Annotated in this window: 23 protein-coding genes and 2 pseudogenes; 16 read left to right on the top strand and 9 right to left on the bottom strand. The window is 73.7% G+C overall.

The window, feature by feature from the left end; translation table 11 throughout:
• Positions 1-4: 4 nt before the first annotated feature.
• A complete protein-coding gene (locus tag ACZ4MF_RS34275) occupies positions 5-127 on the bottom strand; it encodes a hypothetical protein (protein WP_356023860.1) in 123 nt (40 codons plus the stop codon).
• Here ACZ4MF_RS34275 and ACZ4MF_RS34270 point away from each other — a divergent pair.
• Both ACZ4MF_RS34270 and ACZ4MF_RS34265 read left to right on the top strand, forming a co-directional pair.
• Positions 122-1102 (top strand): hypothetical protein, encoded by a 981-nt coding sequence (locus ACZ4MF_RS34270; protein ID WP_467496253.1) that lies wholly within the window; start codon positions 122-124, stop codon positions 1100-1102. The two genes, ACZ4MF_RS34275 and ACZ4MF_RS34270, sit on opposite strands and share 6 nt — an antisense overlap.
• Before the next feature lie 313 nt (positions 1103-1415).
• On the top strand, positions 1416-2267 hold the full coding sequence (locus tag ACZ4MF_RS34265; RefSeq protein ID WP_467496251.1) for an SCO6745 family protein: 852 nt from the start codon (positions 1416-1418) through the stop codon (positions 2265-2267).
• A 130-nt stretch (positions 2268-2397) separates the two neighbouring features.
• Here ACZ4MF_RS34265 and ACZ4MF_RS34260 read toward each other — a convergent pair whose 3' ends face one another.
• Positions 2398-3618 carry a cytochrome P450 gene (locus ACZ4MF_RS34260; protein ID WP_467496249.1) on the bottom strand — a complete coding sequence of 407 codons (1221 nt, stop codon included), beginning with the start codon at positions 3616-3618 and terminating at the stop codon, positions 2398-2400.
• Positions 3615-4325 (bottom strand): cyclodityrosine synthase, encoded by a 711-nt coding sequence (locus tag ACZ4MF_RS34255; protein ID WP_467496247.1) that lies wholly within the window; start codon positions 4323-4325, stop codon positions 3615-3617. The genes ACZ4MF_RS34260 and ACZ4MF_RS34255 overlap by 4 nt, the downstream gene beginning before the upstream one ends.
• A gap of 188 nt (positions 4326-4513) precedes the next feature.
• On the opposite strand from ACZ4MF_RS34255, the gene ACZ4MF_RS34250 reads away from it, so the two are divergent.
• The gene (locus ACZ4MF_RS34250) at positions 4514-5389 is read left to right on the top strand and encodes a fructosamine kinase family protein (RefSeq protein WP_467496245.1); all 876 of its coding nucleotides are present in this window, start codon (positions 4514-4516) and stop codon (positions 5387-5389) included.
• A gap of 33 nt (positions 5390-5422) precedes the next feature.
• Here ACZ4MF_RS34250 and tap read toward each other — a convergent pair whose 3' ends face one another.
• Positions 5423-7897: a telomere-associated protein Tap gene (gene tap, locus ACZ4MF_RS34245; protein ID WP_467496243.1), complete on the bottom strand. Its 2475-nt coding sequence runs from the start codon at positions 7895-7897 to the stop codon at positions 5423-5425.
• A 455-nt stretch (positions 7898-8352) separates the two neighbouring features.
• Here tap and tgmA point away from each other — a divergent pair, with 455 nt between their 5' ends.
• From tgmA to ACZ4MF_RS34220, 5 genes are all read left to right on the top strand, one after another.
• Complete coding sequence (gene tgmA, locus ACZ4MF_RS34240; protein WP_071376133.1) at positions 8353-8544, top strand: putative ATP-grasp-modified RiPP; 192 nt, start codon at positions 8353-8355, stop codon at positions 8542-8544.
• 17 nt (positions 8545-8561) lie between these two features.
• On the top strand, positions 8562-9545 hold the full coding sequence (gene tgmB, locus ACZ4MF_RS34235; RefSeq protein WP_467496240.1) for an ATP-grasp ribosomal peptide maturase: 984 nt from the start codon (positions 8562-8564) through the stop codon (positions 9543-9545).
• Between the two features lie 38 nt (positions 9546-9583).
• Positions 9584-10471 carry a Gfo/Idh/MocA family protein gene (locus ACZ4MF_RS34230; RefSeq protein ID WP_467496238.1) on the top strand — a complete coding sequence of 296 codons (888 nt, stop codon included), beginning with the start codon at positions 9584-9586 and terminating at the stop codon, positions 10469-10471.
• A 124-nt stretch (positions 10472-10595) separates the two neighbouring features.
• Complete coding sequence (locus tag ACZ4MF_RS34225; protein WP_467496236.1) at positions 10596-11753, top strand: PP2C family protein-serine/threonine phosphatase; 1158 nt, start codon at positions 10596-10598, stop codon at positions 11751-11753.
• A gap of 207 nt (positions 11754-11960) precedes the next feature.
• A complete protein-coding gene (locus ACZ4MF_RS34220; RefSeq protein WP_467496234.1) occupies positions 11961-12428 on the top strand; it encodes a hypothetical protein in 468 nt (155 codons plus the stop codon).
• Between the two features lie 4 nt (positions 12429-12432).
• On the opposite strand, the gene ACZ4MF_RS34215 is transcribed toward ACZ4MF_RS34220, so the two are convergent.
• Positions 12433-12696, bottom strand: a complete 264-nt coding sequence (locus ACZ4MF_RS34215; RefSeq protein WP_356023838.1) for a hypothetical protein — start codon at positions 12694-12696, stop codon at positions 12433-12435.
• Between the two features lie 288 nt (positions 12697-12984).
• On the opposite strand from ACZ4MF_RS34215, the gene ACZ4MF_RS34210 reads away from it, so the two are divergent.
• A complete protein-coding gene (locus tag ACZ4MF_RS34210) occupies positions 12985-14184 on the top strand; it encodes a serine hydrolase domain-containing protein (RefSeq protein ID WP_467496232.1) in 1200 nt (399 codons plus the stop codon).
• A gap of 123 nt (positions 14185-14307) precedes the next feature.
• Here the strand turns inward: ACZ4MF_RS34210 and ACZ4MF_RS34205 are convergent, their stop codons facing one another.
• Positions 14308-15849 carry a helix-turn-helix domain-containing protein gene (locus ACZ4MF_RS34205; protein ID WP_467496230.1) on the bottom strand — a complete coding sequence of 514 codons (1542 nt, stop codon included), beginning with the start codon at positions 15847-15849 and terminating at the stop codon, positions 14308-14310.
• Positions 15850-16241: 392 nt separating this feature from the next.
• Between ACZ4MF_RS34205 and ACZ4MF_RS34200 the strand changes: the two genes are divergently transcribed.
• From ACZ4MF_RS34200 to ACZ4MF_RS34190, 3 genes are all read left to right on the top strand, one after another.
• Entirely contained in the window at positions 16242-16862 is a 621-nt protein-coding gene (locus ACZ4MF_RS34200; protein WP_356023832.1) for an L-threonylcarbamoyladenylate synthase, read from the top strand.
• Positions 16863-16985: 123 nt separating this feature from the next.
• Positions 16986-17741, top strand: a complete 756-nt coding sequence (locus ACZ4MF_RS34195; protein WP_467496227.1) for a dienelactone hydrolase family protein — start codon at positions 16986-16988, stop codon at positions 17739-17741.
• 179 nt (positions 17742-17920) lie between these two features.
• The gene (locus ACZ4MF_RS34190) at positions 17921-19120 is read left to right on the top strand and encodes a glycoside hydrolase family 64 protein (protein ID WP_467496226.1); all 1200 of its coding nucleotides are present in this window, start codon (positions 17921-17923) and stop codon (positions 19118-19120) included.
• A 47-nt stretch (positions 19121-19167) separates the two neighbouring features.
• Here ACZ4MF_RS34190 and ACZ4MF_RS34185 read toward each other — a convergent pair.
• Positions 19168-19518, bottom strand: a pseudogene (locus ACZ4MF_RS34185) (hypothetical protein); the annotation flags it as partial.
• A 340-nt stretch (positions 19519-19858) separates the two neighbouring features.
• Here ACZ4MF_RS34185 and ACZ4MF_RS34180 point away from each other — a divergent pair.
• The 3 genes from ACZ4MF_RS34180 to ACZ4MF_RS34170 all read left to right on the top strand — a co-directional run bounded on the left by ACZ4MF_RS34180 (position 19859) and on the right by ACZ4MF_RS34170 (position 23295).
• Positions 19859-20599, top strand: coding sequence for an SDR family NAD(P)-dependent oxidoreductase (locus ACZ4MF_RS34180; RefSeq protein ID WP_467496224.1), 741 nt, complete (start codon positions 19859-19861; stop codon positions 20597-20599).
• Between the two features lie 97 nt (positions 20600-20696).
• Positions 20697-22199: a metallophosphoesterase family protein gene (locus tag ACZ4MF_RS34175; protein ID WP_467496222.1), complete on the top strand. Its 1503-nt coding sequence runs from the start codon at positions 20697-20699 to the stop codon at positions 22197-22199.
• Between the two features lie 67 nt (positions 22200-22266).
• On the top strand, positions 22267-23295 hold the full coding sequence (locus ACZ4MF_RS34170; RefSeq protein ID WP_467496220.1) for an LLM class flavin-dependent oxidoreductase: 1029 nt from the start codon (positions 22267-22269) through the stop codon (positions 23293-23295).
• 12 nt (positions 23296-23307) lie between these two features.
• On the opposite strand, the pseudogene ACZ4MF_RS34165 reads toward ACZ4MF_RS34170, so the two are convergent.
• Positions 23308-24279 (bottom strand): annotated as a pseudogene (locus tag ACZ4MF_RS34165) (TauD/TfdA dioxygenase family protein).
• Positions 24280-24389: 110 nt separating this feature from the next.
• Positions 24390-25253, bottom strand: coding sequence for a helix-turn-helix domain-containing protein (locus ACZ4MF_RS34160; protein ID WP_467496218.1), 864 nt, complete (start codon positions 25251-25253; stop codon positions 24390-24392).
• A gap of 169 nt (positions 25254-25422) precedes the next feature.
• On the opposite strand from ACZ4MF_RS34160, the gene ACZ4MF_RS34155 reads away from it, so the two are divergent.
• Positions 25423-26286, top strand: coding sequence for an oxidoreductase (locus tag ACZ4MF_RS34155; RefSeq protein ID WP_467496216.1), 864 nt, complete (start codon positions 25423-25425; stop codon positions 26284-26286).
• Positions 26287-26359 lie beyond the last annotated feature (73 nt).

The following is a 26359-nucleotide window of genomic DNA, read 5'->3' as shown; positions in this document are numbered from 1 at the left end:
CGGATCAGGACTCCTGACCGGCCTTCCTGCGGCGCACCACGTACATGGCGCCCGCGCCCAGGGCCAGTACGGCCAGACCACCCGCGGTCACGCTCGAATCGGCGAGCGCCCCGCCACCGGTGTGCATGCCACCACGCGGCTCCTCACGACCCCGGTCACTGCCACCACGGTCACTGCCACCACGGTCGCTACCACCCCGGTCACTGCCACCACGGTCGCTACCACCCCGATCGCTACCACCCCGATCACTGCCACCACGGTCGCTACTGCCTCGGTCGCTACTGCCTCGGTCGCTGCCGCTCCGGTCGCTGCCGCTCCGGTCACTGCCGCTCCGGTCACTGCCGCTCCGGTCACTGCCACCCCCGTCGTCGCCACCGCGGTCCCCGCCCTGGTCGTCACTGGTCAGCATGGCCAGCGCGCCGCCACCGGTGTGCACGCCGCCATGCGGCTCGCCGCGACCCCGGTCGTCACCACGGCCCCGGTCGTCGTCCCCGCCACGGTCGTTGCCGCCCCGGCCCCGGTCGCCACCCTCGTCGCCACCACGGTCACCGCCCTGACCGTTACCACTCACCATGGCCAGCGCACCGCCACCGGCGTGCACGCCGCCATGCGGCTCGCCGCGACCCCGGTCGTCACCACGGCCCCGGTCGTTCTCCCCGCCACGGTCGTTGCCACCGCGGCCCCGGTCGCCACCCTCGTCGCCGCCACGGTCACGGTCACCGCCGTGGCCGTCGCCGCGCACCAGGGCGAGTGCTCCGCCGCCCGTGTGAATTCCACCGTGCGGGTCGTCGTGTCCGCGACCGTTGTCGCGGTCGCCTCCGCGATCATTGTCGTGATCGCGGCCGTTGTCGTTGCCGCGGCCGTTGTCGCGGCCGTTGTCACGGCCGTTGTCACGGCCTCGGTCGTCGCCGCGACCGTTGTCGCGGCTGTAGGAAGAGTCGTCGCGGCCACCGTCGTCGCCCAGGTGGGCGACCGCGAGCGCGGCGCCGGGCGTGGCGAAGGCGAGGGCGGCCGTGACGGCCGCCGTGGCCAGAAGCCTGCGGGCAGAACGCATAGCTATGTCCTTCCGTCGCGGCCAGGCAGCGGATACCTCATCAGCTGAACAGACCCGGCCTCGACATGAACCACCGTCAGCGAGGGCCCGGACTCGCACCATCTGAGCCGCCCAATGGAGTCATCGAGCCACCCGTCTGCCCCAGCGATCACCTTCTTCGAGCGGCCGTCCGGGGGAATGACACGGCGTGGCGTCACCCCCGCGCGGCATTCCTCCCCTCCTGGTCCTGCGCGGCCCCCGCCGCATCTCCCTGGACTTCCCCGAACCCCTTGTTATGACTGTCGTCATAACGCAGGCTGGTGCCCACGGATGTGACAGGTACGGCAGGTCGAGACGGCGGGAGACGACAGTGGCGGACGGGATGGCACGGGCCCTGTGGGAGCGGTACGAGCCGGTGCACGATCTCGTGTACTTCGCGCCGGAGGTGCGCGGAGCGGCGGACGCACTCGGGCTGCGGGGGTACTGGATGGGGTACTTCGCGCTGCGCGCCGCGCCGCTCGGCGCCGTGTCCCCGTCCGTGGTGACGAGTTGTTTCTACGTCTTCCACCCCGCACGAGTGGCCCGTGCCCTGCCGGACGCCTGGGGGTACGCGGCCCCGGCCGAGGTGCTGGCCGCCCGTCTGGACGCCCTGGACGCGGCGATGACCGGCCTGTTCGGCGCGGACACCGTCGGCTCGGCCGAGTTCGCCGAGGCGGCCGACCTGGCGTGGGAGGCCGCCGCGGCGGCGGACACCACGGGCCGGGTGCTGGCCGCCGCCAACCAGACGCTGGAGCGCCCCGGGCGCCCGGCCGCGCGGCTGTGGCAGGGCCTGACGACGCTGCGCGAGCACCGGGGCGACTCGCATGTCGCGGTGCTGGTGAGCCAGGGGCTCGGGCCGGTCGAGGCGATGGTGCTCAAGGCCACGGAGGGTGAGTCGGACGGGGAGTTCCTGCGCGAGACGCGCAGATGGGAGCGGGCCGACTGGGAGACGGCCGGGGCCCGGCTGCGCGAGCGGGGTCTGCTCGCGGCGGACGGGTCGCTCACCCCGGCCGGGGCGGCGCTGCGCACGGAGGTCGAGGCACTGACCGACGCGGCCGCCGAGGGTCCCTGGACGGCGCTCGGCCCCGACCGCAGCGCCCGCCTCGCCGCACTGCTGGACCCACTGGCCGGCGCCGTCATGGCCTCGGGCCTCCTGCCGCCGGGCAACCCGGTGGGCCTGCCCCGGGGGGCGTAGCCCGCCGCCCGAGGATGGAGATGCCGGGTACGCCCGGTCGCCGGCCACCGGTCGGGTCCGGGGCACCCGCCGGCACCCCGGCCCGGGACTCCGGGCCGGAGGCGTCGTGCGGGCGGACGCGCGGCGCCTGCTACCAGGTGACCGGCAGGCGTTCGGGGATCCGTTTCATGAAGCCCGTGCGCCAGACCAGTTGGCCGGGCGGGACGGCGAGGGCGAGCTCGGGAAGACGGGCGAGGAGGACCTCCAGGGCGATGCGGGCGTGGGCGCGGCCGAGCGCGGTCGCGGGGCAGTAGTGGGCGCCGCCGCCGAAGGAGAGGTGGTCGACGGCGTTGTCGCGGTGGACGTCGAAGCGGTGCGGGTCGGGGAACCTGTCGGGGTCCAGGTTGGCCCCCTCGACCAGCACCAGGACGAGTTCGCCCGCGCGGATGCCGACGTCGCCGAGCCGGACGTCCGCCAGGGCCAGGCGCGGCAGGGCGTCGCCGATGGAGAGGTTGACGCGCAGCAGTTCCTCGACGCCGGGGCCGATCAGGTCCGGGCGGTCCCGCAGGAGGTCGCGGGCGATGGGGTGGGTGAGCAGGTGGACCAGGGCCATCGTGAGGAAGCCGGAGGTGGAGATCACCCCGGCGCCGAACAGGGTGACGCCGACCGTGGCCAGCATCTCGTCGGTGAGGTGCGCGTAGTCGGGGTCGTCGCGCAGGGCGGCGAGCTCGCCCATCAGGCCGGTCGGTGCGTGCGTCGCCGCGTCGTCGAGCAGGGCCGTCATCCGGGCGATGTCCCGGTCCCAGTTGATCCGCGCGCCGGTGATCGGGCAGGGCGCGTTCATGAAGGCGATGTCGAGGCTGCGGGAGAAGGCAGAGGCCTCGGTCTGCGGGATGCCGAGGACGCGGCAGTGCATGCCCGCCGAGTACGGCTCACAGAACGAGCCGCGCAGATCGGCCGTGGGGCCGTCGGCCAGCAGCCGGTCCACCAGCCGGTGCGCCTCCTCGCGCAGCCACTCCAGCAGGCCCGGTGACTTCGGGTTGAGCGCCTTCAGCACGGCGCGGCGCAGTCCGGCGCCGGTGATGTTGCCCATGTTGTTCACGACCTCGGGCGGGATCGTGAGCGCGTACTGCCGGGGCACTCCGGGAGCTGAGGTGTCCTTCAGGGAGAACCGGTCGTCCTTCAGCACCTGCGCGCACAGTTCGTACGACGTCACCAGCCAGGCCTCGTCACCGGCGATGGTCCGCACCCGGCGTACGGGGGTGGCGGCGCGTATCTCCTCGACCTCGGCGGGGACCTGGGTGCCGTTCCAGGAGAACGGGAAGTCGGGCAGGGGCGGGTGGCCGGCGCGGGTGCCGGTGGCGGTGGTCATGCGGCGGTTCCTTCGAAGGCGGCGGGGGTGACGATGGCGTGGCCCTGGTTGCGGGAGGCCCGCAGACCGGCGCCGCGGGAGTACAACAGCTCGGCCATCGGCAGCAGTTGGTGGTAGCAGTTGAGCGAGGAGGGCACGTCGAGGATCGCGGGAGTGTCCAGGAACAGCGGGGCCTCGGCGCACACGTACTCCAGGCACACGGCCCGCAGCCGCTCGGTCGGCTCCTCGCCGCGCGCGGTGAGGAAACGATTCACCAGAGCGTCGCAGACGGCCCGGAAAGCGCCGTCGGTGCCCAGCCGCGCCGCCAGCTGCCGGTGGATCTCCTGATAGGCGGGGTTGGCGCGGAACTCCGACACCGGGTGCCAGTCCAGCCGCGCGCCATCCGGGTCCGCCTCGTCCACCGCGTCCCGCACCTTGGCGCGCACACCGCGCAGGTTCTTCACCGCCTTGCGCCGGGCCTCGTCCGGCGGATAGCCCGACGCCTCGTACATCTCGGCGACGTACAGGTCGGTGTAGACGAAGTCGACCCGGTCGAAGTGGTCCAGCCCCCAGCGGGCGAGGGCGTGCAGGCGGCGCGCCGAGAAATAGCTGTTGCCCGGGGAGACACCGATCACCGCGTGCGCGCCCTCGTCCAGGATGACCTCACAGTGCGAGGTGTACGGCTGGACTTCGAAGAGGTCGGCCAGCAGCACGGATGCTGTGGTCACAGAGGGAATCCTCCGCCGCGCGCTAGTCCCTGCGGGGCCCGGTGCCCCTGGTGTGGCTGCGCGGCGCCCTCACGCTAGTCGTACGGAATCAGCACGTGCAGTTACTGCCTGGTTTTGGCCTGAAACAGTCGTAGCAATGCTCGAAGTTCCGTGTCCCGTACAACTGTTGAGCGCCGTACTCTGGGGCCGTGGTCAACCGAGACGAGGCTCACGAGGATCCGGGCCGGGCGGCGTCCCGGCTCACCGGTCGCCCGGTCACCGGCGCGCGGGCGGGGTCCGGGTCGCCCGCCGAGGTCACGCTGGACGGCGGCACCCGGGTGATCGTCAAGCGCGGCGACGTGCCCGGGGCCGTACGGGCCGAGGTGGCCGGGCTGCGCTGGCTGGCCGCGACGGGCACGGTCCGGGTGCCGGCGGTGCTCGGGCACGACGAGCGCTGGATGGTGACGGAGCGGGTGCACACCGGACATCCGGACCCCGGGGCGGCGCTGCGTTTCGGCCAGGCCCTGGCGGCCCTGCATGCCGCGGGTGCTTCGGATTTCGGGGCGCCGCCGCCCGACGGCCCCGAGGAGGCGTTCATCGGCCTCGCCCCCATGCGCAACACGCCCGGCACCGACTGGCCCCGCTGGTACGCCGAGCACCGCCTGCTGCCGTATGTGCGCGGCGCGGTCGACCGCGGCACGCTCCGGCCGGGCGAGGCGAACGTGTTCGAGCGGGTCTGCGCGCGGCTGCCGGAGCTGGCCGGGCCCGCCGAGCCGCCCGCCCGGCTGCACGGCGACCTGTGGAACGGCAACGTGCTGTGGGGCGCCGACGGTGAGGTCCGGCTCATCGACCCGGCCGCGCACGGCGGGCACCGCGAGACCGATCTCGCGATGCTCGCGCTGTTCGGCTGCCCGCACCTGGACCGGGTGCTCGCCGGGTACGACGCGACGGCACCGCTCGCCGACGGCTGGCGTGAGCGGGTGGGCGTGCACCAGCTGTTCCCGCTGCTGGTGCACGCCGTACTGTTCGGGCGCGGTTACGCGGAACAGGCGCTGGCGGTGGCGCGGAGCGCGCTCGCGCGGTGAGGCAGGACCGCGGGGGGCGGGCGGGGGCCGGTGCTACTCCCCCGCGTCCGGGGCCGTGATCTCGCCGGACTTGATGTAGCGGGCGAGGTTCAGCCCGTCGCCGTACTCCTCGCGCAGGCCCTCCGCCCACAGCACGCTCTGGGTGCCCTCGTGCTTGACCATGCCCGGGCTCACCCCGACCCGGAAGCCGCCGGGCAGCGGCTTGCCGTCCCGGTAGGGCAGGAAGTCGAGCGGGCCCGGGCCGGCGGAGGCGTAGACCGCGCAGTCGGACAGGACCGCGATCGGATACTGGCCGGTGGCGCGCGCGGTGGCCAGCATCTTGCGGTGCATGTTGACCCGGGCCTTGGAGATGACCGCGGCGCGGATGTCCGGGCGCCAGGTCGGCCGGTCCAGCGCCGGCCACCGCTCCCCCGGCCGCCAGCCGGAGCGGCCGCGCTCGCGCAGCTTGCCGATGCCTCCCTTGACCGTGGCCTTGATCGCCGAGAGCACGAGGGCGAGCTGCGGGTCGCGGCTCTTGTGCCGCTCCATCGCGGCGAGGTACTCCTCGGGCGCCATGCCGGTGGTGACGCCGAGGTCGGCCATCGTGGCGACGTACGCGTCGCGCAGCCTGGTGTACCAGGCGTCCAGGTACGGGCCGTGCCCGGGGCGGACGTACGCCTCCAGCGGTGCGACCTCGTAACCGAGTTCGAGGGCGTACGCCACGGTCGGCGTCGCGTACCAGGCGGGCCCCTCGGGCGGCTCGCCGTCCGGGGTGAAGGGGTTCGGCAGGCGCTCGTCGAGCCGTACGTGGGAGAGGTCGACCAGCCAGGAGCCGGGCAGCGCCGGGTCGAACTCCGGGTTGTGCACGTGCGCCGGGGCGCCGAGGCCGACGACGGTACGGTTGGCCGCCGCGGCGAACGCCATGTTGACGTCGATGCCGACGAGGTACGGCCGCATGCACTCCTCGTCGGTCAGCGGCCGGGCCCAGTCGTAGGCCTCCTCGCGGAGCATCTCGGCCGGGGTGCGCTCGTGGAAGCGGGGCAGGTGGGCGAGGAGCGGGTGCCCGTCCGGGGCCTCGCAGGGCGCGCAGTCGACGGCCTCGGTCAGGGCGCCCGGGTTCGGGGCGGACACCCACTGGCCGTGCTCGCCCCGCACCGCGCGGGTCGGCGGGTGCAGCGCGGTCATCAGCTCCAGGCCCGTCACGGCCGTGGAACCGCACGGGGTGAGGACGCGCGTGGCGTACGTGCCGAGGACGTGGGCGAGTTCCGCGGGGGGCAGGTCGGCCGCGCCGCCCCAGTACCGGCTGTCCAGCGCGTTCCAGGACGGCAGGCAGAAGTGGACGCTGTGGCGCCGGCTGCCCTCGGCGGGGCGGTAGACCCAGGCCCAGGGGCCGAATCCGCGCCGGGTGAGCAGCCAGTCGGCCTTGAGCAGCTGCCGGACCGCCTTGTGTGTGTCGGGGATCCGGCCGGCGAGCCGCTCCTCGTCGGTCAGCTTCGGCGGCAGTCCGTAGCGCACGCACGCCGACTCGGTGAGGACGACGAGCGGATCGGCGTCCTTCCCGGACCGGTGCAGCCGGGGCTGACCGAGCCGCGCCTCGGTGAGGGTCCACTCCACCAGGTCGGGCAGCGAGGCCGCGGGCACGTCGAGCACGAGCCCGCCGACGCAGTACGCGCTCACCCGGCCGTCGTCATCGGCGTCCAGCACGGCGAGGGGACCGTGCGCGAAGCGGGGGTCGACGGGGCCGGGCGCGGCGGAGGGAGCCGCGGCGGCCGAGGCGGAGCGGGAGGGGGAACGGGACGCGCCGGGGGCGGTCTTGCGGGCGGCGGGGCGGCGGGCCGCCGGGCGCGGGGCCGGTCCGGGCGCCCGCGCGGTGGCGGCGGAGCCGGGCGTGCCGGGTGCCGCCCCGGGGTGGACGGCGGCTGCGGGCGCGCCGGAATCGGCCGCCGGTCCGGGGAGGGCGTGCGCCGGACCATGGAATTCCGGGGTCGGCGCGGGCGTGTCTCCCGCAGCGGTGGCAGGGGTCACAGGGGCGGGCTGACCGGCGGCGGTGGCTGGAGCGGTCGGGCGCGCAGGCGCCGTCGGATGCGGCGGCCGGCTCGGTGCGGCGGCCCCGGTGCCCGGATCGGAGGACGCCACTGCGGCCGACGGGACGGTGGGCGTGGGCGGTTGGGCCGACTCGGTGGCCGCAACCGCGGGTTGGGACGACGGGGCGTCCGGACCGGACGAGCCGGACAGCGCGTCCGCCGCGGTCCCCGGTGCGGTGGCCGGGGCCGGGTAGCGCCGGGACAGGCCGTCGAGGAGGCGGCGGTAGGCCTCCAGGCGGTCGCCCTTCGGTTCGGCGCGGCCCGCCTCCCAGGCCTGGATGCTGGGCACGCGGACGCCGAGGGCCTGCGCGACCGCGGCCTCGGTCAGGCCGGCCGCCTCGCGCAGCCGTGTCCGCTCCGCCGGGGCGGGCAGCACGGTGCCGTCGTCCACGGCGGCGAGCAGCGAGTCCACCGCCGAGAACAGCTCGTCGGGCTGGTCCGTCATTTCCACATCCGTCTTTCTACCTGACGCCCTGTTCCCATCTGACCACCTGGCGCCTGCTGCCTGACGCCGTCACCACGTGGCTTTCCCAGCCGTCCAGTTGATGACGCGGGCCGACGGCGGCGCCGATGCGGCCGGCCGTGACGTCGTCGCTGTGAGCAACCGGCCCGGCAACGCAGCGTCCTGGGCGACCCGGTGCACAGGGGGCGCCGTCGGCCCCGGCGCCGGTCCCGAGGGCGGTGGGTCTCGACCGGCCCGCGGTGTGAACGTCGTGGGCATCGTCGGCGTCATGTGCCATGAGGGCATGCTATCCGGCCCTCGGAACGGGCCGACGAAGTGTGGTTTCCGTGCGGGTGGCCCTCGCGGGACCCACTCCGACCTGCGATTACGCAGCGTAAGGAAACCATCCACTCGTTCGATTCGTATAAGGACGTGAAAAGCCGAACCAGGGAGAGACCATGCAACCGTTCACGCTCAACTACGCGCGGCCCGCTGTGCAGTTGGACGTCACCACTCCGTATGCGTACGACTCCGGACTGCAATTGAACGTCCTCCCGGACGGGCGCGCCGCCGCCACCGACCACGCCACGCTCAGGGCCCTGGGGACCACGACGTCCACCGCGGGCTCCAAGACGCACTTCGACGACTGAACCACGGACCCGAGAACATGACCGTACTCATCCTGACCAGTGAAGAGGACGTGACGGCGGACATGGTGGTCCTCCGGCTGGGCGAGGCCGGCGTGCCCGTCGTCCGGCTCGACCCCGCCGATCTGACCAACGGGGTGGCACTGTCGGGCGAGTACGTGCAGGGCGCCTACGACGGCCATCTGTCCGTCGGCGGGCGCCTCGTGAGCATGAACGGCCTGCGCTCCGTCTGGGTACGCAGGCCCGGTGCCGCGGCCGCCCGCGCCGCCCACCCGTCGGCCTGGCTGACGGAGGAGTCCACGCAGGCGCTGTACGGCATGCTGCGGTGCGGCGAGACGCGCTGGATGAACCATCCGGACGCGGCCCGGCGCGCCCGGTACAAGCCGTGGCAGCTGCATCTGGCCCAGCACACAGGCCTGCCCGTCCCGGCCACGCTCATCACGACGTTCCCGCAGGCCGCGCGGGAGTTCGCGGCACGCTTCCCGGACCTGGTGGTCAAGCCGGTCTCCGGGGCGCATCCGCAGGAGCCGCCGCGCGCGGTGCCGACCAGCAGGGTCGCGCCGGACACGGACTTCTCGGCGGTCGCGTTCGGCCCGACGCTGCTCCAGCGGCGGATCGCCAAGCGGGCCGACATCCGGCTCACCGTCGTCGGCGACACCCTGCTGGCCGCGCGCAAACCCACCGCCCCCGACGCCCATCCGGACGACGTGGACGTCCGCTTCGCCCCGTCGGTCTCCCCCTGGCTGCCCGCGGACGTGCCGGCGAGCGTCGCGGAGGGCGTACGGCGGTACATGAAGAGCGCGCAACTGGCGTACGGCGCATTCGACTTCGCCGAGGACACGGACGGGATCTGGTGGTTCCTGGAGTGCAACCAGTCGGGTCAGTTCGGGTTCGTCGAGATGGACACAGGTCAGCCCATCGCCGCGACGATCGCCAACTGGCTCGCGGGGGAAGGCGATTCGGAACGCGGGTGTGCGGAGGGCGGCCGGAGCGCAGCATCTTGAGAGTGCGGGGAGCATCGGCTCGGAGAAGGGAACGCTGCATGCGCATCGGACTGCTGGGAACGGGCCCGTGGGCCAGGGCGGCCTACGCCCCCGCGCTCGCCGGGCACACCGCCCTCCGGTTCGCGGGGGTGTGGGGGCGCCGGCCGGAGGCGGCCGGGGAACTGGCGCAGCGGTACGACGTCCCGGCGTACGACGACGTGGACGCGCTGCTGGCCGACGTGGACGCGGTGGCGGTGGCCGTGCCGCCGTCCGTGCAGGCCGAGTTGGCGGTACGGGCCGCGCGGGCGGGCCGTCATCTGCTGCTGGACAAGCCGCTCGCGGTGTCGGTCGCCGAGGGCCGGGCCGTCGTGGCGGCGGCGGAGCGGGCCGTAGTGGCGTCCGTGGTGTTCTTCACCGCGCGCTTCCAGAAGGAACCGGAGGCCTGGATCGAGGAACAGGCGGCCGTGGCGGGCTGGTTCACGGCGCGGGCGCAGTGGCTGGGGGCCGTGTTCACGTCCGACAGCCCGTTCGCGGCGTCACCGTGGCGACGCGAGAAGGGAGCCCTCTGGGACGTGGGCCCCCACGCGCTGTCCGTCCTGCTCCCCGTCCTCGGCGACGTACGGCAGGTGCGGGCGGCGGCGCACGGTCCGGCGGACACCGTGCACCTGGTCCTCGACCATGCCACCGGCGCCTCCAGCACCCTGACCCTGAGCCTGACGGCGCCACCGGCGGCGGCCGGGGCCGACGTGGAGCTGCGGGGCGAGGCGGGCGCGACCCAGCTGCCCGGCAGCTCGGAGGGCGCGGTCCCCGCCCTCGCGCGGGCCGCGGACGCCCTCCTGACCGCCGTCCGCACCGGCCGCCCCCACGCCTGCGACGCGGCCTTCGGCCTGCGCGTCACCGAAATCCTCTCGGCCGCGCAGGCCCGCCTGTCCGACAGCGAGGAGTAGCCCGCCCCCGGGGGGGGGCTCCGGCCGCTCGCTCCACACGCCGCCGCCTCGGTGACCCCGGCTCGCCGCCCCTCCCCTTCCCCGGCGGGAGGCCCGGGCCCGGGGTGCGGCGTAGGTTGGGGATGTGAGATCGGTGCGCGGCTGGTCGGCGCGTGGGGAGCCGGAGGGTCGCGGCTGGCTGCGCGGGGCGCCGCCGCCGTCGTGGGTGAGGGTGCTGCCCGTCGCGCTGCTCGTCGCCGTCAGCGTTGCGACGCTGGTCACTCCCCACGCCCGCGACCTCGGCTTTCTGCTGGGCGCCATTCCGCCGCTGTCGGTCCTGTCGTACGGCCCGCTGGCCACCGGCGTCCTCGGCGTCGGCGTGGTCGTGGCGCTGAACGTCCCGGCCACGCATCTGAACCGCCCGGGCAACACCGATCTGCTCACCATCGTGTTCGTGGCCGCGCTGAGCGTGTTCGTGTCGTACGTGCGCAGTCACCGCGACGCCCAGCTGGACGCGGAGCGGGAGATCGGCGAGGCGGTGCAGCGCGCCGTGATGCCGCCGCTTCCGGCGCGGGTCGGGAACGTCGGGTGCACGGGTTTCTACCGGGCCGCGCAGGACGGGACCCTGGTGGGCGGCGACTTCTTCGACGTACGCGCCGGGCCGTACGGGGTGCGCGCGGTGATGGGGGACGTGCGGGGGCACGGGCTGTCGGCCGTCGCGACCGTGGTGTCGCTGCTCGGCGCCTTCCGGGAGGCGGTGCTGGACCAGCCGGACCTGAAGTACGTGGCGGCGCGGATGGACCGCAGGCTGGCGGTGGACGCGGCCGGCGTGCCGAACGGGGAGCTGTTCGCCACCGGGGTGCTGCTGGAGTTCTCCACCGACGGCCGTGCGGTGCGCGTGGTGGCCTGCGGTCATCCGGCGCCCGTGCTGCTGGACGGGGAACGCGCCCTGGAGGTGACCGTCGCGCCGGGACCGCCGCTGGGGCTGGCACTGGTCGGCGTCGAACCGCCGAAGGAGGTCACCGTGGCGCTCGGCCCGGGCGACCTGCTGTTCCTGGCCTCCGACGGGGTGTGGGAGGCGCGGGCGCGGGACGGCGGTGACGCCTTCTATCCGCTGCCTGCCCGGCTGGCCGCCCTGTCCTGCGGGCCCGGCTCCGCGTGGGCCGAGCTGCCCGGACTGGTCTGGCAGGACCTCGATCGGCTGAGCTACGAGGTCCGGGACGACGTCACCATGCTGGTGCTCGCCCCCGACCCGCCACCCGGCCGGCCCGCTCCGCACGAGGATCCGTTCCCGAAAGGGTGACACGCCGCCTTCACCTTTCCCCCAACTGGCGAACCGGCGGCCGGAGTTCGAACGAACCCGCTCAAACGCCACGCTGCGCCACCCCTTCCGCCATGTAGAAATATCTACGAGCATGCATATGCCGGGTCGCTGTGCGGGCGCACGACGTGCCCGGCCATGGCCGTCCCCTGCACCGAGGCAGGCGGGCGAGGACATCCGGAGCAGTGCATGACGAACACGATGTGGACGCGAGGAGTGGAGTGGCTGGCCGCCGCGGCGGCGGACCCCCGCTCCTGCAAATGGGAGTGGGATCACGGGGAGGGCGTCGCACTGCTGGAGGTCGGCCGCTTCTGGGACGTGCTGAGCGTTCCCGACCAGCTCGGCCTGCTCGCCCTGGACCTGCTGTGGCGGCCCGGGGCGGCCGCGCCGGGCCCGACGCTGGTCGACACGGCGGCGGGCCGGGTGGGGTTCTTCCTGCCGCCGGACCCGTCCGGGGGCTGGGTGGGCGCGGGACTGCGGTACGCGACCAGGGGGGCCTGGGTCGCCGTACCGCCGCCGTACCGGCCCGCGCGCTTCGTGGAGTGGCTCGTCCCGCCCGACGGCACCGGCACGCTGCACGCGCCCGCCGCCCTCGAAGAGGCGCTGCGGCAGGCCAACGGCACGCTCGCCGTGCTCGCACCGCTGGGCGGGCGGTGACCGGTCAGGTGCGCTCGGCCACGGGCCGCGCCCGCGGGGCGAATCCGCGCACGACGGCGAAGAGCACGTCCGGTTCCGCGGGCACGGCCCGCCCGTGCGCCCGCCACTCGGCGACGAGCCGGGCGTAGATCGGCTCCCGGGCCCGGTCCGGCTGCTCGGACCGGTCCGCCCGGCGCAGCTGCTCCAGCCGGTCCATCCGGTCCAGGCGGTACGCCGGGTTCGAGCGGTACGCCGGGTTCACGCGGCCCGAGCCGTCCAAGCGGTCCATGCCGGGGCAACGCGCCGGAGCCGCCGTCGGTACGCCCGGCCGCGCCGGCTCACCGGGTCGGGTGAGCTCGTCGCTCGAACGAGGCACCGTACCCGTCGTACAAGCATCCCGTCGGCACCCCCCTCGGCACCCGTCCGGCCCGGCGGGCGGTGCGAGGCGGGCTCTCCTATGCCGGGGAGGTCCGGGCCGGGCCTCCCGCTCATCGCACGTTCCGCCCCCACGTGCTTGGAGTAAGCCCGTGCCGCGTCGTCCGCACGCCTGCTGAGGGGAGCGGCGGTCGCCGTCACCGTGGGGACACTGATCGCACCGCTCTCCGCGGGACCCGTACGGGCGGCACCGGCCGCCGTACCCGCCGCCCCTGCCGCCGGCTCGCCCGGCCCCACGCCCTCGGGACCGGAGGTCCGCGACCTCACACCCGCCGTGGCCCGCCGACTCGACGCCGCCGTGCGGCAGGCGATGCACACGGCGGACGTCCCCGGCGCGACCGTCGGCATCTGGACGCCGGGGCAGTCGAGTTGCATCCGCTCGTTCGGGGTCGCCGACAGGAGCACGGACCGGAGGATGACCCCGAACCTGTTCACGCGCATCGTCAGCGAGACCAAGACGTTCACCGTGTCCGCGCTGCTCCAGCTCGTGGACCGGAAGAAGGTCGGTCTGGACGACCCGATCGGCACGTACGTCGACGGCGTCCCGGGCGGCGACAAGATCACGCTGCGTCAGCTCGCGGGGATGCGCAGCGGACTGTACGACTACTCCGAGGACCGGGACTCCGTCAGGGCCCTGACCTCGAACCCGCAACGGTCCTTCACGCCGCGGCGGTTGCTCGGCCATTCCTTCAAGCACCGGGCGCTGTTCGGGCCGGGGCAGGAGTTCTCCTACTCCAACACCAACCTGATCCTGCTCGGTCCGGTGGTGGAGAAGGCGAGCGGGCAGCACCTCGGGGACTACGGGAAGCAGCACGTCACCGACCCGGCCGGCATGAAGGACACGGTCCTTCCGACCGGCAACGAGCTCCCGCGTCCGCACCCGCGGGGCTACAGGGAGCAGACGGCGAACGGCAAGGTCGCCGACGCGACCCACTGGAACCCGTCCTGGGGCTGGGCGGCCGGCGCGATGTTCTCGAAGCTGGAGGATCTGCGCGTCCGGGCGCCCACGGTCGCCACCGGCGAGTTCCCCGACGGCAAGCGGATGATCAGTGCCGCCACTCAGAAGCAGCGGCTGATCACCCCGCAGACCGACACGATCAAGGGCGCCGGTTACGGGCTCGGCATCTTCGACGTGCAGGGCTGGATCGGCCACAACGGCTCCCTGCCGGGCTACGAGTCCCTGACCGTCTACCTCCCGTCGACGGGGACGACGCTCGTCGTGCTCCTCAACACCGACGCCGCGTACCAGGGGCAGGAGCCCAGCACGCTGGCGGGCAGGGCGATCACGTCGATCCTCACCCCCGCGCACGTCTACAACCTGCCGCGCGCTCCCACCGGTTGAGAGGACGAGGCCGCGGGGCCCCGACCGGTCCCCCGTTCCGGTCGTGCCCCGCGGAACACTGAACTTACGTGCGAGCGGCGGTCGGGGGTAGTGCACCGGTGCCCGGCGGGGCCCGCCCGGCACTCACCCGTGCACAGGTGAGTCCGGTTGGTCCCGCTTCGTCGCACCGAGTTCGGGTACGGGCAGTTCACCGACGACCAGATGGGCGAGGACGGTCTCGTACAGATCGGTGCCACCGGCCGTCAACTGGCGCTCCAGGACCGGCTCGGCCGAGCGGACGCGCTCGCGTACCGTCTGGGCGTGGACGCCGAGCGACTGCGCCGCGCGCTCGGCGTGCGCGTCCGCGGCGAGCCAGGCGCGCAGGGTGCCGCGCAGGTCCCGGCCGTCCTCGTCGAGCCGGCCGAGGAGGCCCTCGGCCCAGGCGCGCAGCGCGCGCGTGCCGAACAGCTCCGCGAGCCCGCCCCGGTCCGCGGGCCCGGCCGCGGGGCCGCCTGGGTCGTACGGGCCGTGCGCCGCCTCGGTGTTGAGCGCGACGTGGGCGACGGCGCGGACGGCCAGCCGGGAGAAGTCGGCGCCGAGCAGCCCGGCGACCCGGTCCATCCGGGCGCGGACCGTGTTCCGGCTGACGCCGAGCACCTTGGCCGCGCTGACGGCGGTGAACTCCAGGCCCAGCCCGGTGGTGGCGAGGAGTTCGGCGCGCACGTGGTGCGGCAGCGCGTCCAGCGGGCGCAGCACCGCGCCGGCCCAGGCACGCAGCCCGGCCGGGTCCATCAGCTGGGCGGGGCGGGTGCGGGCGGCGTAGACCGCGGACCGTTCCGGCCGGAAGTGGGCCACGGCGAGGGCGGTGACGGCCTGGCCGTAGGCGGTGGCGGTCAGCGCGAGGCGCTGGCGGGGGCTGCCGCCGAGGAAGGTGCCGGGGCGGCCGGAGACGAGGGACCGCAGCCGCTCCCCGACCTCGCTCGACGGGCCGACGACGATGACGTGTCCGTCCATCGCGGGGCAGCGCACGACGAGCGCCCGCCCGCCGGTGGCGTCGGCGCAGGCGTCGGCGAGCCGGTCCCGTTCGGCGGCGGTGGTCTCGACGACGTAGACGCGGGCGGTGTCCTCCTCCAGCAGTCCGGGCCAGAGTCCGGCGGCGACGCGGCGGGCGGAGACGGTGTCCTCCACCATCAGCAGTTGCAGGATCGCCAGCCGCAGGTCGGCCGTCGCCCGCCGCAGCCGTCGCCCCGAGTCCGCCAACTCCCGCTCCCTGAGCAGCAGTTCCAGTACTCCGGCGGTGTGGTTGAGGATCTCCGTGGTGTGCCGGTCGAAGGGCGCCGGGCGGGCGAGCGCCAGCACCGCGCCCGCCGCCGGGCCGGGTCCCGGATGCCGTATCCCGACCAGCCGAACGTGTCGTACGCCGTCCTCCAGCGCGGCGGCGGCGACCCGGCCGGTGCAGACGTCGGCGACCACGGTGGTGTCGAGCGGCAGCGGCTCACCGGCGAGCAGGCGGCCGTGGGCGTCCAGGAGGCAGACGATCGCCCCGGTGCTGCGGGCGAGCCAGGCGACGAGGCGGCCGAGATCGCGGCCCGCGGGCCGCAGATGGTCCAGCAGTTGCTGCGCCCAGGCGCCGTCGCCGCCGTTCGGCCGCACAGGCGGCGCACTCTCCTCCGGTGGGCCGGCCACGTCCTTCCACCCCTTCTCGTCCCGGCGTTGACCTGCGCATACGCATCCGGCACGTTACCCGAAGGGGCCCGCCCGCGTCCCCTGCCGCCAGGCAGCCCGGACATGACTCCGCCGACGGCCTGGGGGGGTTGGGCCGTCGGCGGAGTCGAGGAGCCCGGGGCCGGGGGGGGTGGCTCTGGGCGACTCAGAGGGCGGATGCCCCGGAATCCCGGGCGTACGCGCGTGTCCTCGCGAGACTTTCGGGGCGGGCGGGGTGCACGGATCCGTCCCCGCCGCGGCCCGCGCCGTTCCCGCACGCATTCCGGCCGTGGCCGGGTCCGCCCCCGCCAGGCACAGGGCACCGGAGAGCGGCCGGTGCGCGCGGGACGCGTGAGGCGGCATAAGCTCGACGGGTGGCGAAGTACTTCGACGTGCACCCTGACAACCCGCAGCCGCGCAGCATCGCCCAGATCGCGGAGGCGGTGCGTTCCGACGCGCTCATCGCATACCCGACCGACTCCTGTTACGCGCTGGGCTGCCGGCTGGGCAGCAAGGACGGCATGGACCGGATCCGTTCCATCCGCCATCTGGACGACCGGCACCACTTCACCCTGATGTGCCGGGACTTCGCGCAGCTCGGCCAGTTCGTACGCGTGGACAACGACGTCTTCCGGGCCGTGAAGGCGTCCACCCCCGGCAGCTACACCTTCATCCTCCCGGCCACCCGTGAGGTGCCGCGCAAGCTGCTGCACCCCAAGAAGAAGACGGTGGGGGTGCGCATCCCCGACCACGTGGTCACCCAGGCGCTGCTGGCCGAGCTGGGCGAGCCGCTGCTGTCCAGCACGCTGCTGCTGCCGGACGAGGAGGCGCCGCTGACCCAGGGCTGGGAGATCAAGGACCGGCTCGACCACGTGGTGGACGCGGTGGTGGACTCCGGCGAGTGCGGCACCGAGCCGACGACGGTCGTGGACTTCTCCGGCGGCGAGGCGGAGATCGTGCGGCGGGGCGCCGGGGACACCGTCCGCTTCGAGTGACCGTGGCGGCCGCACGGCACACCCGGCGCGGCGCCGCCGATCTTGCATGGCAGCATGGGCCGTAGCCGGCGCCGGGGGGCGGACGCCGCCCGGCGCCCCATTCCCCAGGGAGGCTTGCTCACCATGACCGATCTCCAGCGAACCGACCTCGACATCCCGACCGAGGACGGCGTCGCTGACGCCTACCTCGTCCACCCGGCGGACGGGCGACCCCGCCCGGGTGTACTGCTCTACCAGGACGCCTACGGCCTGCGTCCGCACCTGAAGAAGATGGCCGACCGGCTGGCCGCCGCCGGATACACGGTGCTGGTGCCCAACGTGACCTACCGCGTCGGCCGGGCCCCGGTCGTCGAGCTGCCCGACTTCAAGGACCCGGCCGCCGATCCGACCATCTGGGAGAAGCTCGGCCCGATCGTGTTCGCCCTGAACCCGGAGATGATCGAGCGGGACTCCGCGGCCTATCTGCGCTGGATGGCCGACAGCCCGCTGGTCGCCGCCGGGCCGGTCGGGATCACCGGGTACTGCATGGGCGCCCGGCTCGCCCTGTGGACGGCCGCGGCGCATCCGGACCGGGTGGCGGCCGCGGCCGGGTTCCACGGCGCGGCCCTCGCCACCGACGACCCGGCCAGCCCTCACCTGGGCGCCCCGCGCATCAAGGCGGAGCTGTACCTCGGGCACGCCGACAACGACCCCTCGCTGCCGCCGGAGCAGATCGAGCGCTTCGAGAAGGCCCTGACCGACGCCGGGGTACGGCACACCTGCGAGGTCTACACAGGCGCCCAGCACGGCTACACGCAGGAGGACACCACCGCGTACGACGAGGAGGCCTCCGAGCGGCACTGGGCGGCCCTGCTCGGTCTGCTGGAGCGCACTTTCTGACACCGGGTCACCCGTCGGTCACCGATCGGCTCCCGGGGCCCGCCGCACAGCGGGCGCCGGGAGCCGATCTCGTTCCACGCATTGACATGCACGCGGTTGCACCACGAGTCTGAGAGCGCTCTCAGAACTGGTACGGACCAATATCCGCACCACCCCGACCCCACACGGAGGTATGGAGAGTGCCGCATCAACTCACCCGCCCCGCACTGCCCTTGGCGGCCGCGGCGGCCCTGGTCGGCGGAGTGCTCGCCCTCGGTGCCCCGGACCGCGCCGGCGCCGCCGTCCCGGACACCCTCGCGCTGACGATCACCAACAACTCGGGCCGTTCCGAACCGGTCTACGTCTACGACCTCGGCACCCAGCTCTCCTCCGGACAGCAGGGCTGGGCCGACGCGAACGGCGCCTTCCACGCCTGGCCCGCGGGCGGCAACCCGCCGACGCCCGCGCCGGACGCGTCGATCGCGGGTCCGGCACCCGGCCGGTCGACCACCATCCGGATACCGAAGTTCTCGGGCCGGATCTACTTCTCCTACGGCCAGAAGCTGGACTTCCGGCTCACCACCGGCGGCCTCGTCCAGCCGGCCGTGCAGAACCCGTCCGACCCGAACCGGAACATCCTCTTCAACTGGTCCGAGTACACGCTGAACGACTCGGGGCTGTGGCTCAACAGCACCCAGGTGGACATGTTCTCGGCGCCGTACGCGGTCGGGGTGAAGCGGGCCGACGGCAGCGTGAGCACCACCGGCCATCTCAAGTCCGGTGGCTACACCGGCTTCTTCAACGCCCTGCGCGCACAGTCCGGCGGCTGGTCCGGCCTGGTCCAGACCCGCTCCGACGGCACCGTGCTGCGTGCGCTGTCCCCGCTCTACGGTGTGGAGACGGGCGCCCTGCCGGCGAACGTGATGGACGACTACGTCAACCGGGTCTGGCAGAAGTACGCGACCGGCACGCTGACCGTGACGCCGTTCGCGGACCAGCCGAACACCAAGTACTTCGGGCGGGTCTCCGGGGACGTCATGAACTTCACGGACGCCTCGGGCACGGTCGTCACCAGCTTCCGGAAGCCGGACGCGGACAGCGTCTTCGGCTGCCACAAGCTGCTCGACGCGCCGAACGACACCGTCCGCGGCCCCATCTCCCGCACGCTGTGCGCCGGTTTCAACCGCTCGACGCTGCTGGTGAGTTCGGACCAGCCGGACACCAACCCCGCCGACTTCTACCAGGACGCGGTGACCAACCAGTACGCCCGTGCGGTCCACGGCCAGATGGCCGACGGCAAGGCCTACGCGTTCGCCTTCGACGACGTCGGCAACCAGGAGTCACTGGTGAACGACGGCGATCCGCAGCAGGCCTACCTCACGCTGGATCCGCTGAGCTGACATGCCACGGCCCCGCACCGCCCGGGTGCGGGGCCGCGACGGACGGCTCAGCCGATCGTCAGGGCGGTGTCGTCCACGACGCAGCGCGTCCGGAGGGAGGTGTCCTCGACTCCGTTGAACTTCAGGGTGACCGTCCGGCCCGCCAGCGCGGACAGGTCGAAGGTCTTCTGCGTGTACCCGGAAGCGGCGTTGAGGTTCGAGTACGACGCCAGGGTGCTGGGACCGGCGCTCACCGTCAGCTTGTCGTACGCCGTGCTGCCGGTGGTCTCGGCGGTGTCGATGTGCGGGTAGAAGGTCAGCGTCGCCTTGCAGCCCGCGGGGATCGTCACCGACTGGGACAGGGTGTCGGTGTGCGAGGAGCCTTACCCGTCCAGCCACGCCTTGTACGAGCCGCCGTGGGGGCGGCGGGCTTGGCCGCCGCCGGGGTGGGCTGGACACCGACGGCGAGGAAGGCCGCGGTGGAGATCAGGGCGGCGCCGGCCGTGGCGCGTCTGCGACCTCTGTGGGAACGGATCTGTGGGGTCTCACTCGTACTCCTCCCGCTGCGGCCGCCGGGTCGCGGCCGGTGACAGACGGGCAGACGGGTCTGCTGCCCGGGCGAGCCGAGCTGTGCGGGATCCGCGCACAGCGAGGAGGTGCGATGTGCTGGGGAAGGATGCCAGTTTTGACCCGCACATGCCAGTCATGCCATTCAAGGGTTTCCCTCTGCCGATGGCTGACGTGACAGGATTGTCGATCATGAGCAGCGAACAGAGCGAGCGGCCCGTTGCCCTGGTCACCGGGTCCACGTCGGGGATCGGGGAGGCCGTGGCGCGGCGGCTGGCGGCCGACGGCATGCGGGTGGTCGTGCACTCGCGCGGCAGCGTGCGGGCCGGAAAGGCCCTGGCGGCCGAGCTGGACGGCGCCTACGTACGGGCCGACCTGGAGGCGGAGGAGGAGACGCGCGGGCTGGTCGAGGCGGCGCTCGGCCGGTACGGGCGGCTGGACGTGCTGGTGAACAACGCCGGCATCAGCCGGCCGATCCCGCACGCCGACCTGGCCGCCGCGACGCCGGCGGACTGGCGGCGGCTGCTGGAGGTCAACCTCATCGCGCCCTGGGTCCTGTGCACCGCGGCGCTTCCGGCGCTGCGCACGGCCCCCGGCGGCGGAAGCATCGTGAACATCACCAGCCACGCCGGGGTACGGCCCAAGGGTTCGTCGGTGCCGTACGCGGCGAGCAAGGCGGCGCTGAACCACGTGACCCGGCTGCTCGCCGCCGCACTCGCACCGGACGTACGGGTGAACGCGGTCGCCCCGGGTCTGGTGGACACTCCGATGACGAGGGACTGGACGCAGGCGCACGAACTGTGGCGCGAGCGCGCCCCCATGCGCCGCCCGGCCCAGCCCGCCGACGTGGCCGGCCTGGTCGCGTCGGTGCTCGCCAACACGTACCTGACCGGCGAGGTCATCCTGCTCGACGGCGGCCTGAACCTGACCTGACGAACCATCGACCTCCTACAGTCGCACCGTCATGGCGACCGTCACCTCGGGACGCCCCGCCAACCGCCACCGACCGGCGTGTTGTTACGGTGCAGGCGTGTCCGACTCCTCACGCGATACCCCACAGGGCGCCGGCTGGGGCTCGGCCGAGCCCGGTGCCTACAAGCAGCTGATGCCGGACCACGTCCAGAAGGTCTCGTGGCTCGATCCACGGACCCTGTGGGCCGCCCGCAACGGCGTGCTGGCGTCCTGGTTCGGCGATCCGACGGGCCGCACCCGCAGCCGCTGGGTCGCCCGCCGGGAGGCGGCGGGGGCGCCCGCGGACAAGGTGATCCGGCGTGAGGTCCCCGACGTCTTCTCCTTCATGGTCATCGGGGACACCGGCGAGGGCGACGATCCTCAGTACGCGGTCGTGCCGGGCTTTCTGAAGGCGAGTCAGAACACCGACTTCACGGTGGTCACGAGCGACGTGATCTACCCGGTCGGCACCGCCGACGACTACCACGACAAGTTCTTCCGCCCGTACCAGGACTATCCCGCGCCGATCTACGCCATACCCGGCAACCACGACTGGTACGAGGACCTCGGCGCGTTCATGCGCGTCTTCTGCGCCGACACCCCGCCGCTCGCCCCCGAGCCCCGGCCCCGCCCGCTCACCGCCGCCTGGTGGCGCGCCCTGCTGTGGCACCGGCCCGCCCCGACCGACGAGCAACGCCTCGCCACCGCCCGGGAGTTGCGCGCGAAGCCCGCTCAGCGGGCCGAGCAGCCGGGGCCGTACTGGGCGATCGACGCGGGACCCGTGCGGATCGTCGGCATCGACACCGGGCTGCTGGGCACGATCGACGCCGAACAGGGCGCCTGGCTGCGCGAGGTGTCCCGGGGACCGAAGCCGAAGATCCTCGTCACCGGCTCACCGCTGTACGTCGACGGCGAGCACCACCCGTGTGCCATCGAGGGCGGCGGCACCGTGGACGACGTCGTCCGGGACCCGGAGCACCACTACGTGGCGGCGATCGGCGGTGACATCCACAACTACCAGCGCTATCCGGTCGACGTGGACGGCCGCACCGTCCAGTACGTGGTCTGCGGCGGTGGCGGTGCGTTCATGCACGCCACGCACACCATTGCGCGTGTGTCCGTCGGCGGTGTCACTGAGCGGGATTTCCGCTGCTACCCGCTGCGCGGCGACTCGCTGGCCTTCTACAGCCGCCTGTACGGCCGCCGGCTGCGTCTGCCCCGCTTCCTCACCCTCACCGAGTCCGAGGCCACGGCCGTCGTCGCCGAGCGGCTCGGCATCGAGCCGGGCCGCGCGCCCGGTCCGGACGCCCGGGTGACCCGGCGCACCCGGCTGGTGGCGAGCCTGCTCGGCACGGGCGGCCGCCCGGACCGCGCGTCCCGGTTCCGGCTGCCCGTGCGCAAGGCGTACACCTCGCTGTTCTCACCCGGCTCGGCCACCTACAGCCCGCCGTTCTTCAAGTGCTTCCTGCGACTCGACGTCGCCCCGGAGGAGGTCCGGCTGCGCTGCTTCGCCGCGACCGGCAACCGTGCGCAGGAGCTCGATCCGCCGGTCGAGGACGAGGTCGTCATCCCGCTGAAGTGATCACACGGTTGTCACATAGACCTGCCAGAATCGGGACGGCGTCGGCGTACGACCGTTGGAGGAGCCCGTGCCGTCCACCCCACGCCCGCTGCGCAAGCTGGGCTTTCTCACGATCGGCCTGTTCGACGCGGCGGATCCGGCGCGGGGCCACGAGTCCACGCTGGAGATCATCGAGTTGGGCGAGCGGCTGGGCTTCGACAGCGCCTGGGTCCGCCACCGCCACCTCCAGTACGGCATCTCCTCCCCGGTGGCCGTCCTGGCGGCGGCCTCCCAGCGCACCCGGCGCATCGAGCTGGGCACGGCGGTGATCCCGCTGGGCTGGGAGAACCCGCTGCGCCTCGCCGAGGACCTGGCGACCGTGGACCTGCTGTCCGGCGGCCGGCTGAACCCGGGCGTGAGCGTCGGCCCGCCGATGCACTACGAGCAGATCAAGGGGGCGCTCCACCCGGACACCGCCGGCGCGGAGGACTTCTCCTACGAGCGCGTCCGGCGGCTGCTGGACTTCGTGCGCGGCAAACCCGCCAGCGACTTCAGCGGGGTCGAGGGCTTCGAGGTGTTCGCGGACACGGTCCAGCCGCACTCCCCCGGCCTCGGCCGGCGGCTCTGGTACGGCGGCGGCAGCCTCGGCTCGGCACGCTGGGCCGGTGAGCACGGGATGAACTTCCTGACCAGCAGTGTCGTCAAGGCCGAAGACCCGCACGGGCAACCGGACTTCGCCGCGCTCCAGCTGGCCCTGATCCGGGAGTTCCGCGCCCACCACCCCGACGGCGAGGCCGCCCGGGTCTCACAGGGTCTGGTGGTGATCCCCACCGACTCCGCGAGCCCGGAGCAGCGTGCCCGGTACGAGGCGTACGCGGCCGAGCGCCTGCCCCGCACGGCGTCCCCGAAGGGCCCCGGACGGCTGCTGTTCGCACCGGACCTGGTGGGCACCTCGGCGCAGATCGCCGAACGGCTGCACGCGCACGCCGCGTTCCGGGAGGTCGACGAGGTCGCGTTCGCGCTGCCGTTCACCTTCGCGCACGAGGACTACGTCCAGATCCTCACCGACATGGCGACCGAGCTGGGCCCCGCCCTGGGCTGGCACCCCGCGAGCTGACCGGCGCCCGCTTCACCAGCGTCCCGCCGGGTACCGGTGACCGGCTCCGAAGGCCTGCCGTCCACGCCGACCGGCACCTCCCCGGCGAGCATCACCCGGTGCATGATCCGGGGAAAGCCCAGGTGGGCATTGTCGCTGGAGGCGAGGTGGATGGTGGCCCGGTTGTCCCAGAAGGCCACGCTGCCGGGCTCCCGGCGGAAGCGGACCGTGCACTCGGGGCGCACAGCCTGCTCCAGCAGCGTCTCCAGCAGCGCCGCGCTCTCGGGACGGGAGACGCCGGCGATCTGCTCCAGGCAGTAGCCGTTGCCGAACAGCACCCGCTCCCCGGTCTCCGGATGCACCCGCACCAGCGGATGGACGGAGGCCACCTGATGGGCCAGGAGGTGCCGGACGTACGCGTCGTCGCCGGGCCGGGGCCGATGGCCGAGGCCGAGCCGGTGCTCGGCGCGCGGCCCGTCCACGAAGACGCGCACCGGCGCCGACAGACCGGCGCAGGCGGCGGTCAGACTCGCCCAGGTGGTGTCGCCGCCGTAGGGCGGTGCGGTCTCGGCGCGCAGGCTGGTCGCGGCCGGCGGGTCGATCCGGGCACCGTGGTCGCAGTGCCGGCCGCGCAGCAGGGTGTGCCGGCGCCGATGCGGCCACTCCTCGTGCTCCATGCCGAACCGGCCCCCAGTTCCAGGCGGTCCGCGGTGGTCTCCACCTCGGGGAACGCGGCCGGGGAGGCGCTGCCGCGGCGGCCGAGGACGACCGGTTCGCCGAAGCGGCGGGCGAAGGCGACATGCCCGGCGTGGTCCAGCTCCTGACCGCGGAAGAACATCGCCTTCCAGCGCAGCACCGCCTCCCGGATCAGGGCCGTCACGGCGTCGTCGAGCGGTCCTGCGAGGTCGACGCCCTGATCTCGGCGCCGGTGTGTCCGGCGACCGGCCTCACCTCCACGCCCTCGACGTGCTCCGTCGCCCGGTCGGTGGCCCTGTGCGTCGTCATGCGCGCTCCGACGCTCGTCGGTACCGGCTCCGGAACCGATCGTGACACCTTTACCGCCCGGACACGGCGGGCTCCCGTACGGCCGCCGGTCCTCCCCTGCTGGCCCTCCCCTACTGGTCCTCGACACGCTCCGACGCGGCGGCATCGCCCGCCGGCGCGCTGAGGCTGCCGAGGATGTCGAGGAGTTCGGCGCTGCGGCTGCCGGGCTCCGCGTGGAAGACGACCAGGGTGAGTCCGTCGGTACCGTCCACGGACAGCTTGTCGGAGTGCAGTTCGAGGTCGCCGACCTGCGGATGGGTGAGGTGGCTGGTGCGGCCGCGCCGGGGCCGCACCTCGTGCCGGGCCCACAGCGTGCGGAAGCGTTCGCTGCGCAGGGACAGCTCGCCGACCAGGTCGCGCAGCCGGGGGTCTGCGGCGTCCGCGCCGGCCTCGGACCGCAGCACGGCCACGCCCTCCGCGGTGAGGGCCTCCCAGTCCCGGCGCAGCTCGCGCTCGGCGGGGTCGAGGAAGACGGCCCGCAGGACGTTGACGCCGGGCCGGTAGTTCGGGGTGAGCGCGGTGGCGAGGGCGTTGGCGGCCAGGCAGTCGGCATAGCGGTTCTGCACATAGGCGGGGTTGCGGGGCCAGCCGTCGATCAGCTGGAGGAGGCTCGGCGGGACCTGCTGCGAGCGGCGCCCGGGCCGTACCGCGGTGGCGGGCCGGTCCTGGGCGAGCGAGACGAGGTGGGCGGTGGCGTCGGCGTCCAGCCGCAGCACACGCGCGATGGCCTCCAGGACCTGCACGGACGGGTTGCGGTCCCGGCCCTGCTCCAGCCGCAGGTAGTAGTCGGAGCTGATGCCGGCGAGCATCGCGACCTCCTCGCGGCGCAGCCCCGGCACCCGGCGCAGGCCGCCGCCGGGCAGCCCCACGTCCTCGGGCCGCACCAGCGCCCGGCGGGCGCGCAGGAACTCACCGAGCGCGTTCGAACCGTCCATGACACCCACCGTACGGCCGGCCGGGCGGCGGCGACTGTCCCTGCCACTCCCAGGAACGCGGGGGCACTGCCACCGCCGCCCACCCCCGGCGCAGGGTGGACCACGAGGCCACCGGAGGGACCGGCGGCCCGGAGTCACCACGGACACCGCACATTCTGAGAGGTACGACATGACTGCACAGCTCGGCGGCACCATCACCCCGGCGCAGGGCCTGACGCTGACCCGCGTCGGCTACGGCGCCATGCAGCTGGCCGGGCCGCACGTCTTCGGCCCGCCGAAGGACCGCGCCCGGGCGGTGGCGGTCCTGCGCGCCGCGGTGGAGGCCGGTGTCACGCACATCGACACCGCCGACTTCTACGGCCCGGTCGTCGTCAACGAGATCATCCGCGAGGCACTGCACCCCTACCCCGAGAGCCTGCACCTCGTCACCAAGGTCGGCGCCCGCCGGGGTGCCGACGGCAGCTGGACGGTGTCGCGGCACCCGGAGGACCTGAAGGCACAGGTCCACGACAACCTGCGCAATCTCGGGGTGGAGACCCTCGACGTGGTCAATCTGCGGCTGGGCGACATGGACACCCCGAACGAGGACTCCGTCGCCGACCAGTTCGGCGCGCTGGCCGAGCTGCGCGAGCGGGGGCTGATCCGGCATCTGGGGCTGAGCGCCGTCTCCACGGCGCAGCTGGACGAGGCCCGGGCCATCGCGCCCGTGGTCACCGTGCAGAACCTGTACAACCTGGCCAACCGGCGGGACGACGCACTGCTGGCGCGTACGGCGGCGCTGGACATCGCGTTCGTGCCGTACTTCCCGCTCGGCGGTTTCACCCCGCTCCAGTCCGAGACGCTCGCCAAGGTCGCCGCCCGGCTGGAGGCCTCGCCGCAGCAGGTGGCGCTGGCCTGGCTGCTGCGGCGTTCCCCGAACATCGCGCTGATCCCCGGCACATCGTCCCCGGAGCATCTGCGGGAGAACATCGCCGCCGCGAGCCTGGAACTGCCGGCGGACGCGCTGGCCGAGCTCGACGGCATCGGCGGCTGACGCGGACCGCCGGATCCACGGAGCGCGGGATGCGGCCTCCCGGAGGAGGTCCGTCTGCTGGTGGCCCGCCTGT

Source organism: Streptomyces sp. NPDC025793, assembly GCF_055558375.1.
The sequence above is the reverse complement of the archived record's forward strand: the minus strand, read 5'-3'. Positions and strand labels throughout refer to the sequence as shown.